The sequence below is a fragment of the Paucidesulfovibrio gracilis DSM 16080 genome, from assembly GCF_900167125.1.
Taxonomy (GTDB): Bacteria; Desulfobacterota; Desulfovibrionia; order Desulfovibrionales; family Desulfovibrionaceae; genus Paucidesulfovibrio; species Paucidesulfovibrio gracilis.
In genome coordinates this window covers 299,280-313,830 of record NZ_FUYC01000002.1, presented here as the reverse complement: position 1 = coordinate 313,830, position 14,551 = coordinate 299,280, and the positions used below count along the sequence as shown (strand labels likewise).

The window sequence follows — 14,551 nt, the reverse complement described above, 5'->3', positions numbered from 1 at the left end:
TTTCGGCCGGGCCGGTAACAGTCAATGGCACGCCGATGCTATTGCTGAGGCACCGGGCGTTGTTGCGGCAGAGCCTTGCGAGCGCTCTCGTCCTGGTCCAGATGAACGTCCAGGCCCAGAGACATCAGCTCCTTGACCAAAACGTTGAAGGACTCGGGCAGACCCGCTTCAAGGAAGTTATCACCCTTGACGATCTTCTCGTACATCTTCACGCGGCCCTGCACATCGTCGGATTTGACAGTGAGGAACTCCTGCAGCATGTACGCGGCGCCATAGGCCTCCAAAGCCCAGACCTCCATCTCACCCAGACGCTGACCACCGAACTGCGCCTTACCACCCAGCGGCTGCTGCGTGACCAGGGAGTACGGTCCCGTGGAACGGGCGTGGATCTTCTCGTCGACGAGATGGTGCAGTTTGAGAATATACATGACACCCACGGTGACACGGTTGTGGAACGGTTCACCGGTCCGGCCGTCGTAGAGCACCACCTTGCCGTCGTCGGGCAAGCCGGTCTTTTCCAGCATGGTCCAGATTTGTTCCTCGCGCGCGCCGTCAAACACGGGCGTTTTCGTAATGATGCCTTTTTCGCTGGCCTTGATGGCCTCCACCAGCTCCTCGTCGGACAGGTCGTCGATGAGGTCGTTGACCCCGTCGCCGAAGGCCTCCTTGATGCGGGCGCGAAGATCCTGAACACTTTCCTCATACATGGCGTAGAGGCGGTTGCCGATCTCCTTGGCCGCCCAGCCAAGGTGGGTCTCCATGATCTGCCCGATGTTCATACGCGAAGGCACGCCGAGCGGGTTGAGCACGATATCCATGGGGGTGCCGTTGGCAAAGAAGGGCATATCCTCTTCCGGCAGGATGCAGGAAACAACACCCTTGTTACCGTGGCGACCGGCCATCTTGTCACCCACGCTGAGCTTACGCTTCACCGCGACGTAGACCTTGACCATCTTGATCACGCCCGGAGGCAGATCATCGCCCTCAGTGGCCTTTTCACGCTTCAGGTCATAGATGTTCTTGATGAACTTGATCTGGCGTTCGTAGTCGGCCAGCATCTCCTTGACCTGGGCATTCAACTCGGCATCCTCAAAGACACCGGAGAGCTTCTTCAACGGAATCTCGGCCAGGGCTTCGCCATCCAGAGCGTTGCCGCTCTCGGCATAGAAGCTGCCCTTTTTCTTGCCCGGCACATCCTTGGCCACGGGCTTTCCTTCCACCAAGGGGACAATTTTTTCCCGCAGGGCGTCGGTCAAGGCCGCAATGTGCTTCATCTCTTTGAGATCGGTCTTGTTCAGCTCGAACTGTTCGATGTTGTGGGTGCGCTCGTCCTTTTCGCCGGAACGACGATTGAAGACCTTCACATCCACCACCGTTCCCTCGATTCCCGGCGGAACCTTGAGAGAGGTGTTTTTCACATCCCGGGCCTTGTCGCCAAAGATGGCCCGAAGCAACTTTTCTTCCGGGGTAAGCTGGGTCTCGCCCTTGGGCGTAATTTTACCCACCAGGATATCGTCGGCCTGAACCCGGGCGCCAAGGCGGATGATGCCGCACTCGTCCAGGTTGCGGAGCATGTCTTCGGACACGTTGGAGATGTCACGGGTGATTTCCTCGGGTCCAAGCTTGGTATCCCGGGCCACCACCTCAAATTCCTCCACATGGACCGAGGTAAAGACATCCTCTTTGACCATCCGTTCGGAGATGAGGATGGAGTCCTCAAAGTTGTAACCGCACCAGGGCATGAATGCCACAAGCAGGTTTTTGCCCAGAGCCAGTTCGCCGTCGCGAATGGCCGGACCGTCCGCAAGAACATGTCCCTTCTTGACCCGTTGCCCCACGTTCACGCGGGCGCGCTGGCCAAAGCAGGAGTTCTGGTTGGACTTGTGCCACTTGAGCAATTCATAGCTTTTTACGCCGCCGGTCTGCGGAGAGATGCCATTCTCATAGGACATGACGATCCGTTCGGCATCCACATAGTGGACGATGCCGTCTTCCTCGGCCAGCAGACACGCCCCGGAATCCTGCGCAACAGCGGCCTCCATGCCCGTACCCACCAGGGGCTTTTCCGCACGGAGCAGCGGTACGGCCTGGCGCTGCATGTTGGATCCCATGAGAGCGCGGTTGGCGTCATCGTGCTCCAGGAACGGAATCAGCGCGGCCGAGATGGAAACGATCTGGCTCGGGCTGATGTCCATGAGGGTCACTTCCTCACGCGGCACCATGGTAACGTCTCCATGGATACGGGAGGTGACCATATCATTGATGAACGAACCATCCTGCATGGGAGCGTTGGCCTGAGCCACCACCTCGCCCGCTTCCTGCGTGGCGTCCACATACATGATGTCGTCCGTGATCCGGTTGTCCTTAACCACGCGGAACGGAGTTTCGATGAAACCGTAATCGTTGACCTTGGCATACGTGGTCAACGACACGATCAGACCGATGTTTGGTCCTTCCGGCGTTTCAATGGGACAAATCCGGCCATAATGCGAGGTGTGCACGTCGCGGACTTCAAACCCGGCGCGCTCACGGGTCAGACCGCCAGGACCGAGCGCGGAAAGGCGGCGCTTATGCGTCACTTCCGAGAGCGGGTTGGTCTGATCCATAAACTGCGAAAGCTGGGAGGTTCCGTAGAACTCCTTGAGCACCGCGGCCACGGGCTTGGGGTTGATCAGATCGTGCGGCATGAGCGTGGCCACTTCCTGGAGGCTCATGCGCTCCTTGATGGCCCGTTCCATGCGCACCAGTCCGATGCGGTACTGGTTTTCCACCAGCTCACCCACCGGGCGTACGCGACGGTTGCCCAAGTGGTCGATGTCGTCGGCGGGACCATGGGAGTCCTTGAGCTTGCAGAGCACCTTCACCGCGGTCAGAATATCCTCGTTGGTGAGAGTCCGCTTGTCCAAGGCCTGATCCAGGCCAAGCCGGGCATTAAGCTTGTATCGGCCCACGCTGGAAAGGTCGTAGTAGTCGGGATTGCGGAACAGGTTCTCGAAGAACGTGGACGCGATCTCGGCCGTGGGAGGGGAACTGGGGCGCAGACGGCGGTAAATCTCGATCTGCGCGGTCTCCATGTCGGTGGTTTTGTCCAACATGAGGGTCTCGCGCATGGACGAAGAGACATCCATACCGCTGGTCCAGAGGATGGGCAGCTCCTTGACGTCGCCGCTTTCCAAAATCTGCTCCAGCAAAGCGCCGGTAACCTCTTCAGCAGCCTCGGCGAGCACCTCACCGTTGGCGTCCACCAGATCGCGAGCCAGGAACAGTCCGGCCACGGAATCCGGGGAAACCTCGATGCGCTCCACCCCGGCGCGTGCAAGACGTCGCCAGGCACCTTTGGTGACGGCGGAATTGGCCTTGGCAACCACCTTACCGTCCGGCAACTCGAGATCCACAAACGCCTCTTCCTTGCGGAAGTGGTCGGGTACGATCTCCCGGAACATCTTGCCGTCCTCAATAACGTACCGTTCGGACTCGTAGAAGTAGTCGAGGATGTCCTGCCGGGTCATGCCCATAGCCTTGAGCAGGATGGTGGCGGGCATTTTCCGACGGCGGTCGATGCGGACGTACAGGATATCCTTGTGATCAAAGTCGAAATCCAGCCAGGAACCGCGCATGGGGATCACACGACAGGAGTAGAGCACGGTGCGGCTGGAATGGGTCTTGCCGGAGTCGTGTTCGAAAATGATGCCGGGCGAGCGCTGCAACTGGTTGACGATGACACGTTCGGTGCCGTTGATGATGAAGGTTCCCTTCTCGGTCATCAACGGGATGGTGCCGAAATAGATGTCCTGCTCTTTGATGTCGCGAATGGTCCGGGCTTCGGACTCCTCATCAACATCATAGACCACGAGCCGCACCTTGATGCGGATAGTGGTTTCGTAGGTCAGGCCTTTGGAAATGCATTCCGCCTGATCGTATTTCGGCTCACCAATCTCATAACTGACGTACTCAAGGCTGGCCGTTTTGTTGAAATCCTCGATGGGGAAAACCGAGCGGAACACCCCTTCGAGGCCGATGTCCTCCCTGCTGGCCGGAGGCACATCCTCCTGAAGAAACCGCTTGTAGGAATCCACCTGAAGTTCCAGCAGGTGGGGGATGGGCAGGGCGTTGACGATTTCTCCGAACTGTTTTGTAAGCTGAACCATTGTACCCTCGTGCGATACGTTTGGCGTTTAGGTACGGACTGCCTTGCGCAGCTCCAGCGCCCCCAGTGGGGCCAAAGCCGGCGGGGAGCCGGCGTTTACGGGAAATGCGGATGGTAAAAATTGGAACGCTAAAATATTCTATACTGATACAGCGCAAAGAGCGCAACTCCCCTTTGGGGATTGCGCTCTTCGGCTGTTATAAAATGCTAGTTACTTGACTTCAACGCCGGCGCCCGCTTCCTCGAGCTGCTTCTTGGCCTCTTCGGCCTCGTCCTTGGACACGCCTTCCTTGATGGGCTTCGGAGCCTCATCAACGAGAGCCTTGGCCTCTTTCAGGCCCAGACCGGTGATGGCGCGCACAGCCTTGATGGTGCCGATCTTGTTGTCGCCAGCGCCGGTGAGAATGACGTCGAACTCGGTCTTCTCTTCTTCAGCAGCGCCACCGTCACCGGCAGCGGGGGCGGCAGCAACAGCGGCCACGGGGGCGGCGGCGGAAACGCCGAACTTCTCTTCCAGCTCTTTGATGAACTCGGAAAGCTCCAGAACGGTCATGTTGGCGATGAAATCGACAACCTGGTCTTTGGTGATATCAGCCATTTTCGTTGTCCTCCTAGGGGGTAACCTTATGTGGTTGTGAGCATGGACCTGTGCTAGGCCGCTTCTTTCTGTTCCTTGATGGCATTCAAGGCGTAGAGGGTGTTGCGAAGCAGGTTCGCGAACAGACCCACAAAGTTGGTCGGCACAGCGTTCATGGTGCCGAGAGCCGAGGCAAGCAGTTCAGGCTTGCCAGGCAGCTTGGCGAGTTCCTTCAAGTCGTTCTCGTCAAGAAAGCGCCCTTCAAGGGAGCCGAATTTTACCTCGAACTTTTTGTTCGTCTTGGCAAACTCAGCCAGCGCCTTAGCCAGGGGAACGGGATCTTCGTACCCGAGGGCAACGGCGCAGTTATCCTTGAAATGCTCACAGAGGACCCCGTGTTCGGTATCCTTGAGAGCTAACCGGGCCAGGGTGTTCTTGACGACCTGGAAATCGACCCCGGATTCGCGCAGCTGCTTACGCAGAGCGGTGCTCTGCTCAACAGAAATGCCGGCGAAACCGGTGACGACGGCAATGCTCGCCCGAGAAGCCTTCCCAGAAAGCTGCTCAATAACTTGGGCTTTTTCTTGCCTGTTCATCGATACTCCTCGTCGGTTGGCCCGGAAAGCAAGTCTAGATCTCGTCTCGGCAGGATGATTAAGGAGCTTTGCTCCACCTGCTGTCTTTGACTCGCCTTCCTTGTTGTATATCTAAACCCGCCCGGAAGCAATCCAGGCGGGGTTGTCCCATAGATGGAGAGGGTTAGGCTCCAAGGAACTTGCGGACAGTGGACACGTCCACCTTCACGCCCGGCCCCATGGTGGTGGCCACAGCGAGGTTCCGCATATAGGTTCCCTTGCTGGAAGAGGGCTTGAGCCGATTAACGGTATCCAGCAGGGCTTTGAGGTTTTCGCAAAGCTTTTCCGCGCCAAAGGAAACCTTTCCGATGGGAGCGTGCAGCACACCGGCCTTGTCCACCTTGAACTCGACCTTACCGGCCTTGAGTTCCTTGACGGCGTTGCCGATGTCAAAGGTGACGGTACCGGTCTTGGCGTTGGGCATCAGGCCACGGGGACCGAGGATGCGACCAATCTTACCGACCTGAGCCATCATATCCGGGGTAGCGACAGCCTTATCGAATTCGAGCCATCCACCCTGGATCTTTTCCACCAAGTCTTCGCCACCGACCACATCGGCACCCGCTTCCTTGGCTTCAGACTCCTTATCCCCCTTACAGAAGGCGGCCACGCGCACGTCCTTGCCCAGCCCATTGGGCAGGGTGACGGCTCCGCGCACCATCTGGTCGGAATACTTGGGGTCGACACCGAGGTTAATGGCCACGTCCACGGTTTCGTCGAAAGAGGCGTAGGAGGCTTCAATAGCCAGCTTGACACCTTCTTCCACCGAGACGCGCTCGACATTGTCGCGGCCTTCGACGGCGTTTCTGTATTTCTTTCCGTGTTTCGGCATGGTTCGATTCTCCAACTAACCTTTGACTTCGATGCCCATGCTGCGGGCGGTTCCCTCGACACTGCGCATGGCTGCGTCGATGTCCGCGGCGGTCAGGTCGGGCATTTTCAGTTCGGCGATTTCCCGCACCTGGGCGCGGGTCACCTTGCCGACCTTCACCTTGTTGGGCTCGCCGCTGCCGCCGTCCAGTTTGGCGGCCTTGAGCAACAACACCGAAGCGGGCGGGGTCTTGGTGATGAAGGAGAACGACCGGTCCGCGTAGACCTCGATGATCACGGGAATGATCATCCCCTTCTGGTCCTGCGTTTTGGCGTTGAAGGCCTTGCAGAACTCCATGATGTTCACGCCGTGCTGACCAAGAGCCGGGCCGACGGGCGGCGACGGATTGGCAGCGCCTGCGGCGATCTGCAGCTTGATTTTACCGATGACTTTCTTGGCCATTTTTCAATCCTTGCGGTGCCTTTTAGACGTAGGGTCCGGCCTGCTCAGCCTTTGTCCACCTGGACAAAATCCAGCTCGACGGGGGTCTGGCGACCGAAGATGGAGACATTGACCCGGAGCTTGCCCTTGTCGTAGTTGACGTCTTCCACCACTCCGTTGAACCCGGAGAAGGGTCCGTCGATGACGCGGACTTCGTCTCCACGGCCAAAGTTGAATTTTGGACGCGGCTTTTCCTGGCGGCTCTCCATCATATTCAGAATATGCTGCGCCTCACTGTCGCGCATGGGCGTGGGGCGATTTTTGCCGCCGACAAACCCGGTCACCTTGGGAATGTCCTGGATGAGGTGCCAGGAATCATCCGTCATGACCATCTTGATCATGACATAACCGGGATAAAACTTGCGCGTAGTGGTCCGCTTCTCGCCCTTGACCATTTCCACGACTTTTTCCGTGGGCATGATGACTTCCTCGATGAGGCCGTCATCCTGGCCGGTACGCATCATTTCCTTGATGGTCTGCTCAACCCGCTGCTCGAATCCCGAGTAGGTGTGCAGAATGTACCAACGGGCCTTGTGAGAGCTGCCGCCTGTAAGCTCTAGTTGACTCATAGTCCGGTGTCCTTACGCGTTGCGGTTAGGACAGGATGACGCTGATGAGCTGAGACAGCCCAAAGTCGACAACCCCCAGAAACAGGGCGACCACCACCGTGAAAACCACGACGGCGATGCTGGTGGCAACAGTTTCCTTCCGGCTGGGCCAGACGACTTTTTTGATCTCGACTTTGGATTCTTCGAAGAATTCCTTCAGCTGTGAGATCTTGGCTCCCAGGCTTGCCGGGGAGGCCTTCTGGGCCTGCTGGCCGCCGGAGTCCTTACTTTTCCTTCTGGCCATTCGGACCGTCCTATAAAAAATGGCAGGGGTGGAGGGATTCGAACCCCCAACTTCCGGTTTTGGAGACCGGCACTCTAGCCGTTAGAGTTACACCCCTGCGTTCGAAACTACTTGGATTCCTTGTGGACAGTGTGTTTCTTGTCCCAGGGACAATACTTCTTCACTTCCAGACGTCCAGTAGTATTCTTCTTGTTCTTGGAGGTAGCGTAGTTCTTACGCTTGCACTCCGTGCACTGCAACTGAATGTTGACGCGCATTGTCTTACTCCACGATTTCGCTCACCGCGCCGGCGCCGACAGTGCGGCCGCCTTCACGGATGGCGAAGCGAAGACCGGTCTCCATGGCGATGGGGGCGATCAGCTCGACGTTGAACACAGCGTTGTCGCCAGGCATAACCATCTCGACACCCTCTTCCAGGGTCACGACGCCGGTGACGTCCGTGGTGCGGAAGTAGAACTGCGGACGGTAGCCGGAGAAGAACGGGGTATGACGGCCGCCTTCATCCTTGGACAGGACGTAGACCTGGGCCTTGAACTTGGTGTGCGGGGTGATGGAACCGGGCTTGGCCAGAACCTGACCGCGCTCGACATCGTCGCGCTTCACACCGCGAACCAGCACACCGACGTTGTCGCCAGCCTGACCCTGGTCCAGCACCTTGCGGAACATTTCCACGCCCGTGCAGGTGGTCTTGGCGGTATCCTTGATGCCGATAATTTCGACTTCGTCACCAACGGTGATGATGCCGCGCTCCACACGACCGGTAACAACGGTACCGCGACCGGAGATGGAGAACACGTCCTCGATGGGCATCAGGAAGGGCTTGTCGATGTCGCGCTCAGGCTCAGGGATGTAGCTGTCGCAAGCGGCCAGCAGCTCAAAGATGGGCTTGGCGGCTTCATCGTCCACGCTGTCGGCCTCAAGAGCCTTCAGGGCGGAACCCTTGATGACAGGAATGTCGTCGCCGGGGAACTCGTACTTGGAAAGCAGCTCGCGCACTTCCAACTCGACCAGCTCCAGCAGCTCTTCGTCGTCCACCATGTCGCACTTGTTCAGGAACACGACCATGGCGGGCACGCCAACCTGACGACCGAGCAGGATGTGCTCACGAGTCTGGGGCATGGGACCGTCGGTGGCGGCGCAGACGAGGATAGCTCCGTCCATCTGGGCGGCACCAGTGATCATATTCTTGATGTAGTCGGCGTGACCGGGGCAGTCCACGTGAGCGTAGTGACGATTTTCCGTCTCATACTCGACGTGGGCGGTGGCGATGGTGATGCCGCGCTCTTTCTCTTCGGGAGCCTTATCGATCTCGTCGAAGGCGACGTATTCGCCCTGGCCGGCCATGTTCGCCAACTTGGTGATGGCGGCGGTCAGAGTGGTTTTTCCGTGGTCGATGTGACCGATGGTACCAACGTTGACGTGCGGCTTGCTCCGCTCAAACTTGGCCTTACCCATTTCAAATCCCCCTATAAAGTTCTGGTCAGCATTTTTTGGTTGAATGCGATATAATAAGACATGGAGCCCACGACCGGACTTGAACCGGTGACCTCATCCTTACCAAGGATGTGCTCTACCTGCTGAGCTACGTGGGCATATGCCATGCTGTGGAAGGTGGAACGGCGGGTGTGTTGACTGGAGCGGGAAACGGGACTCGAACCCGCAACCCTCAGCTTGGAAGGCTGATGCTCTAGCCAATTGAGCTATTCCCGCTTGTCATCCGTAGTCACCGGCGGAATCCCGCCTCCTACAGCGTTTATTCAAAGTGGTGGTGGGGGGAGGATTTGAACCTCCGAAGGCGATTGCCGACAGATTTACAGTCTGTTCCCTTTGGCCACTCGGGAACCCCACCATTGCTGACTGGAGCTGGCGATGGGACTTGAACCCGCAACCTGCTGATTACAAATCAGCTGCTCTACCAATTGAGCTACGCCAGCCAGCGTGAACGAGGGAACTTACTCGCCCCTCGGCAATTATGCAAGCACTTTTTTGCCCCTTTTTGCGGCCCAAAAATGCGGTGCATTTGGTTGCGGCCCAGGCTATTGCCAGCTTCAAAAACCTTTGTCCAGCATTTTTTGGCCTTTTCCGCAAAAAAACTTCTTTTTATTGACACCAAGACACCAGGTGCCTATTTGCATTTCCACTATGAACACCCTGCCCATTCGCCCGGAAATCCCCTGGCTCGCGCCGCTTGCAGGTTACAGCGACCTGCCCTTCCGCATGCTCTGCCGCGCTCACGGCGCCGGTGTGACCAATACGGAGATGGTCTCCGCCAAAGGCCTTTGTTATTTCAATCGCGGCACATCCAGTTTGCTGAACACCCACCCCGAGGATGCTCCCTTGGTGGTGCAACTTTTTGGAGCGGATCCGGATTCCTACCACCAAGCCATGGACAAAACGCTGGAGATGGGCTTTCGTTTTTTTGACCTCAACGCAGGATGCCCCGTCCGAAAAGTTACCAAATCCGGTTCCGGATCCAGGTTGCTGGAGAATCCGGACCGACTCTACGCCATCGCGGAGATCATGGTCAACAAGGCCGGACCTGGAGCTGTCGGCGTGAAAACCCGACTCGGCTGGGAAAAAGGTGTGGACACCTTTCTGGATGTGGCCAAACGACTGGAAGATATCGGAGTGGCCTGGCTCACTCTGCATCCGCGCTATGGCAAGCAGCTCTTTTCCGGCCAGGCGGACTGGTCCCGTCTAGCCGAAGTGAAACAGGCGGTCTCCATCCCCATCGTAGGCTCCGGCGACCTCTACACCGCCGAGGCCGGAGTGCGCTGCCTGCGGGAGACCGGCATCGACGCGGTCATGTTTGCCCGCGGAGCCATGTTCGACCCCGCTATTTTTGAACGCTTCCATGCCCTCATGCGCGGGGAGGAATCGCCCCCACGGGACGGCGAACACCTGGCCCGCATCGTCCGGATGCACATTCAATATACCCGAGAATTCGACGGGTCGGACCGCTCCTTCCGCAAACTTCGCTCGTTCATTCCCCGCTATGCCAAAGGGCTGCGTGATATCCGCTCCCTGCGCAACGAACTGATCAGCTGCGAGACCTGGGAGGCGCTGGAGTCCGCCGCTTCCCGCATCCGGGAAATGCAGCCCGCCGACCCATTGGGTTTTGATCCGGCCGATGTGATTCCCGACTGACGCGTGACGGCCCGCAAGCCGTCACACGCCGAATGGGACCAACGAATCAGAAGTTTGCCCAGCACCGTTGCAAATGTTCCGTTCGCAACGGTTGCGTTCCCAGGCTCACTGCCACGGCCAGCAAGAAACCGACCGGCAGGGCCACGACATTCGGATCCACCCACTGCAACAGCCAGACCCAGGAACCGGGTTCAGCCCAGGCCGCCAGGGTGGACTGCCCCGTCAGCCACCGACACAACCCGATGGCCGCGGCTTCCTTTTCATGCACGAACAAAAGCCAGAGCATGGAAACACCGAATCCGCCCAGCATAGCGACCTTGGCTCCGGCCTTTGTCATGCCCTTCCAATACAGCCCCAACAAATAGATCGGCAGGAACGACGCCGCACACAGACCGAAGAAAAAGGCTGTGGCCCTGGCAATGACGGACCCGGGCAGCACCCAGGCCCAGACCAGCGTGGCGAGAATGGTCACGCTCACCCCGATGCGCGAGGCCCGGGCCGTACCCACATTGCGCCGGAACAAGCCGTGTTCGATGACGTCACGTCCCAAGGATGTCCCCCCCACATGGTATTGGGAACTCAGCGTGGACATGGCCGCCGCGAACATGCCGAGCAGGAATAACCCCGCAAACCAATCCGGCATGACCTGCTCAATATAGGCAGGGATGATCTTGTCCATGTTGCCGCCCGCCTCCACGATGGACAGCTCCCCGCCCCGCGCCGTGAACACGGCATTGGACAACGCGCCCACGATAAAGGCCACCCCGGTCATCATTGGGATGAAAATTCCGCCGAAGAGCACGGCCCGGTTGAGCTGCTTGTCGCTGCGAACGGTCATGAACCGCACGGCCAGTTGCGGCTGGGCAAGCACACCGATGCCGACTCCGTAAATGATCGTGGTATAGATGACCAGCCAAAGCGGAGAGCCGAACTGCGCTCCCTGGGTCCAGCCGATCATGCCACCCTTTTGGAGCTTTTCCGGCATCATGGCGGCCATGTCCGTCAGGGTTTGGTGCGCCTGGGTGACGCCTCCCAGAGCTGTATAGGTAAAGATCAAAAGCACCGCCATCATGACCAGCATGATGGTTCCCTGAAACGCATCCGTGTACATGACGGCTTTAAGCCCGCCCGTGACGACGTAAAGCGCCAGGATAAGCGTCATGCCCACCAAGGCCCAATCATAGGGGATATTCAACGAGACCTCGAGCATACGGGAAATGCCGATAAGCACTGCCGCGGCATACACAGGGATAAACAAAAAGATGATCAGCCCGGAAAATCCCTGAATGAAGGAGGAATCATACCGTCGGCCCAACAATTCCGGGAAGGTGTGGCAGTTCAAACAAAGCCCCATGCGGCGGGTGCGCTTGCCAAACACCGTCATGGCCAGAAACACGCCGATGAAGACGTTGGCCACGGTAAGCCAGAGCAGGGAAAATCCAAACAGCCCGGCGGCCCCGCCGAATCCGATGATAGCGGATGTGGAAATAAAGGTGGCACCGTAACTCATGGCCATGACGAACGGATGCATCCGCCGCCCGGCCAGCATATAGTCCGAGGCCTCGCGGGTTGTTTTCCAGCCTTTGTATCCCAGATAAAACACCACGGAAAAATATACGACGCAGACGAGAATCTTGGTAATCATGAGGCAGCCTCCTCACAGCAACCAGCGGCGGAAGAAGCATCCACGGCATGCCCCGCCGACAACGCCTCCTGGTCTGCCCCGCTCTGTGCTTTCCGCTCCGGATCCACGGCATCGCATTCGTCTCCATGATTCCAATGCAACGCCCCATACACCACACACACTGCCGCGCAGAGAATTACCAGCCAGAAGGCCAGTGCTATTTCCACGCTTCCGAGTCCCAGCATCATCCGCTTTCCCCCTCTGTTGAGGAGCCTGAACCAGCTGTGCGGCCATAAAAAAACCGGGACCGCCAGCTTGCGCCCGCGGCCCCGGTTTCAGTCATTGTCGTTGTCAGTGCGTCAGACCGTCCCCTCCTTGCCGCGAGCGAGGATAAAAAAGAAAAAGAAGAAAAAGAAAAAGGCACCAAGGCCAAGGATGTAGTCTGACATGAACACTGTTTACATCCCTTCCGACACGCCGTCAAGCCACTTTTTTGCGCCGAGAAAAAGCATGCCGAACGGGATAGAATTACGGAACAAAAGTACAATAATGTTTACCGCACCATGCCTGTTCTCCCAGTCGCATCTTGACCAATGCCGATCCCTCGCTTACCGTGCGCGAACTGGTAGAAGCAACACTGGAATACTGTTTTATTTTTGAGGAGGAACAAATGCGACAGGTCAAAACCCACTTCACCATCATGCTTGCTCTCGCCTTGTGCCTGGGCCTGTTTTCCGGCAACTGCTTTGCGCAGTCCATGTACGACGGCATCTCCGGTCCTGAGATGCAGCGCATCCTGAACAACATGGGCTTTTCCACGGAACTGACCCGGGATGACGCAGGGGATCCCCTGATCAATTCCAGTGAAGACGGTCTCAACTTCCAGGTCTATTTCTATAACTGCACCAACGACGTTTGCGAAGCCATCCAGTTCTACAGCGGCTTCACCCAGACCAACAATCCCAGCGCCGAGTCCATCAACGAATGGAACACCACCAAGCGCTTTGGCCGCGCCTACCGCAACAACAACGGCGACAGCCGCGTTGAGATGGACGCCCTGGTCACCGGCGGCGTCACGGAACAGCACATTCGCAACCTGGCCAGCACCTGGAAGATCGTGCTGCAGCAGTTCGCTCAGCATATCAACTGGTAACCGCGCCACCATCCAACGCCAAACGCCCGCATCGGTTCTTCCGGTGCGGGCGTTTTTGCATGCGCCAGGCCGAGTTGGGACTCGCCCGTATCGGTCAACAGATCCGCGGCAATTGCTCTCCTTCGAGCATGTTCAGCAACCGCTTGCCTCCCAGGGGCGTCACCAGGGACACCTTCCCGGGGTTCTCGGCGGTAACGGAACCAATGCGGCAGGCGTCGTGGCCAAGCGCATCCGCGCGCATAATTTCCAACGCTTTTTCCGCGTCTTTCTCAGGCACGATACAGATGAACTTGCCCTCGTTGGCCAGATACAGCGGATCAAGTCCCAGAACCGAACATCCGCCCGCCACTTCCGGCCGCACTGGAATGGCCGTCTCTTCGATTTCCATCCCGGCCTTGGAGCTGATCGCAATTTCGTTCAGGGTCGTGGCCAGTCCGCCCCGGGTCGGATCGCGCAAGACATGCACATCGGGCAGTTCGCGCACCAGTTTGAGCAACAAATGGTTGAGGGAGGCGCAGTCGCTTTGTACCTTTGCCTCGAACGACAGCCCTTCCCGGGTGCCGAGAATGGTCAATCCGTGGTCGCCCATGGTGCCGGAGAGCAGAACCGCATCGCCGGGAGCGGCCCGTTCGCCACTGGGCATGGGGTCGGCCACGATACGCCCAACCCCTGTGGTGTTGATGAAAATCTTGTCCACGGTGCCGCGGGGTACCACCTTGGTGTCGCCCGTGACGATGTAGACTCCGGCATGCCGGGCGGCCTGGCCCATGGAGGCCACCACCCGTTCCAGGTCGGCCATGGGCAGACCTTCTTCAATAATATACCCGCAGGTGAGATACTGCGGTTCCGCGCCGAGCATGGCCACATCGTTGACCGTGCCATGGACGGCGAGCTGCCCGATATCTCCGCCGGGGAAGAAAATGGGATCCACGGTAAAGGAATCCGTGCTCATGGCCACCGGACCCTGAAGGTTCAGGCAGGCCGCGTCATTGAGGCGATCCAACTCGGGATTGTCGAAGTGCTTGAGAAAAAGTTCCGAAACCAGACGCTGCGAGGCGCGTCCGCCACTGCCGTAATCAAGAAGAACCTTGTCACTCATCGTGC

Annotated in this window: 14 protein-coding genes and 5 tRNA genes; 2 read left to right on the top strand and 17 right to left on the bottom strand. The window is 58.2% G+C overall.

Going from position 1 to position 14,551, the window contains the following annotated elements; translation table 11 throughout:
- Positions 1 to 38: 38 nt before the first annotated feature.
- From rpoB to B5D49_RS03620, 14 genes are all read right to left on the bottom strand, one after another.
- A complete protein-coding gene (gene rpoB / locus B5D49_RS03685) occupies positions 39 to 4,148 on the bottom strand; it encodes a DNA-directed RNA polymerase subunit beta (protein ID WP_078716294.1) in 4,110 nt (1,369 codons plus the stop codon).
- A 210-nt stretch (positions 4,149 to 4,358) separates the two neighbouring features.
- Positions 4,359 to 4,745, bottom strand: coding sequence for a 50S ribosomal protein L7/L12 (rplL, locus tag B5D49_RS03680; protein WP_078716293.1), 387 nt, complete (start codon positions 4,743 to 4,745; stop codon positions 4,359 to 4,361).
- Positions 4,746 to 4,798: 53 nt separating this feature from the next.
- Complete coding sequence (rplJ, locus tag B5D49_RS03675; RefSeq protein WP_078716292.1) at positions 4,799 to 5,320, bottom strand: 50S ribosomal protein L10; 522 nt, start codon at positions 5,318 to 5,320, stop codon at positions 4,799 to 4,801.
- Positions 5,321 to 5,483: 163 nt separating this feature from the next.
- Positions 5,484 to 6,191, bottom strand: coding sequence for a 50S ribosomal protein L1 (rplA, locus tag B5D49_RS03670; RefSeq protein WP_078716291.1), 708 nt, complete (start codon positions 6,189 to 6,191; stop codon positions 5,484 to 5,486).
- A gap of 15 nt (positions 6,192 to 6,206) precedes the next feature.
- A complete protein-coding gene (gene rplK / locus B5D49_RS03665) occupies positions 6,207 to 6,632 on the bottom strand; it encodes a 50S ribosomal protein L11 (protein ID WP_078716290.1) in 426 nt (141 codons plus the stop codon).
- A 44-nt stretch (positions 6,633 to 6,676) separates the two neighbouring features.
- Positions 6,677 to 7,240, bottom strand: coding sequence for a transcription termination/antitermination protein NusG (gene nusG, locus B5D49_RS03660; protein ID WP_078716289.1), 564 nt, complete (start codon positions 7,238 to 7,240; stop codon positions 6,677 to 6,679).
- Between the two features lie 25 nt (positions 7,241 to 7,265).
- Positions 7,266 to 7,523, bottom strand: a complete 258-nt coding sequence (gene secE / locus B5D49_RS03655; protein ID WP_078716288.1) for a preprotein translocase subunit SecE — start codon at positions 7,521 to 7,523, stop codon at positions 7,266 to 7,268.
- A gap of 20 nt (positions 7,524 to 7,543) precedes the next feature.
- Positions 7,544 to 7,620, bottom strand: a tRNA-Trp gene (locus tag B5D49_RS03650).
- 10 nt (positions 7,621 to 7,630) lie between these two features.
- The gene (gene rpmG / locus B5D49_RS03645; protein ID WP_022660799.1) at positions 7,631 to 7,780 is read right to left on the bottom strand and encodes a 50S ribosomal protein L33; all 150 of its coding nucleotides are present in this window, start codon (positions 7,778 to 7,780) and stop codon (positions 7,631 to 7,633) included.
- A 4-nt stretch (positions 7,781 to 7,784) separates the two neighbouring features.
- The gene (gene tuf, locus B5D49_RS03640; protein WP_078716287.1) at positions 7,785 to 8,978 is read right to left on the bottom strand and encodes an elongation factor Tu; all 1,194 of its coding nucleotides are present in this window, start codon (positions 8,976 to 8,978) and stop codon (positions 7,785 to 7,787) included.
- A gap of 61 nt (positions 8,979 to 9,039) precedes the next feature.
- Positions 9,040 to 9,115 (bottom strand) — tRNA-Thr (locus tag B5D49_RS03635).
- A 41-nt stretch (positions 9,116 to 9,156) separates the two neighbouring features.
- Positions 9,157 to 9,233, bottom strand: a tRNA-Gly gene (locus B5D49_RS03630).
- A 53-nt stretch (positions 9,234 to 9,286) separates the two neighbouring features.
- Positions 9,287 to 9,372 (bottom strand) — tRNA-Tyr (locus tag B5D49_RS03625).
- Between the two features lie 9 nt (positions 9,373 to 9,381).
- Positions 9,382 to 9,457 (bottom strand) — tRNA-Thr (locus B5D49_RS03620).
- Between the two features lie 187 nt (positions 9,458 to 9,644).
- On the opposite strand from B5D49_RS03620, the gene B5D49_RS03615 reads away from it, so the two are divergent.
- Positions 9,645 to 10,670 carry a tRNA dihydrouridine synthase gene (locus tag B5D49_RS03615; RefSeq protein WP_327083003.1) on the top strand — a complete coding sequence of 342 codons (1,026 nt, stop codon included), beginning with the start codon at positions 9,645 to 9,647 and terminating at the stop codon, positions 10,668 to 10,670.
- Positions 10,671 to 10,716: 46 nt separating this feature from the next.
- Here B5D49_RS03615 and B5D49_RS03610 read toward each other — a convergent pair whose 3' ends face one another.
- Positions 10,717 to 12,315: a sodium:solute symporter family protein gene (locus B5D49_RS03610; protein ID WP_078716285.1), complete on the bottom strand. Its 1,599-nt coding sequence runs from the start codon at positions 12,313 to 12,315 to the stop codon at positions 10,717 to 10,719.
- Positions 12,312 to 12,542, bottom strand: a complete 231-nt coding sequence (locus B5D49_RS03605; protein ID WP_078716284.1) for a symporter small accessory protein — start codon at positions 12,540 to 12,542, stop codon at positions 12,312 to 12,314. Before B5D49_RS03605 ends, B5D49_RS03610 begins: the two co-directional genes overlap by 4 nt.
- A gap of 422 nt (positions 12,543 to 12,964) precedes the next feature.
- On the opposite strand from B5D49_RS03605, the gene B5D49_RS03600 reads away from it, so the two are divergent.
- Positions 12,965 to 13,447: a YbjN domain-containing protein gene (locus B5D49_RS03600; protein WP_078716283.1), complete on the top strand. Its 483-nt coding sequence runs from the start codon at positions 12,965 to 12,967 to the stop codon at positions 13,445 to 13,447.
- Positions 13,448 to 13,541: 94 nt separating this feature from the next.
- Here the strand turns inward: B5D49_RS03600 and hypE are convergent, their stop codons facing one another.
- Positions 13,542 to 14,546 (bottom strand): hydrogenase expression/formation protein HypE, encoded by a 1,005-nt coding sequence (hypE, locus tag B5D49_RS03595; protein ID WP_078716282.1) that lies wholly within the window; start codon positions 14,544 to 14,546, stop codon positions 13,542 to 13,544.
- Between the last annotated feature and the right edge of the window lie 5 nt (positions 14,547 to 14,551).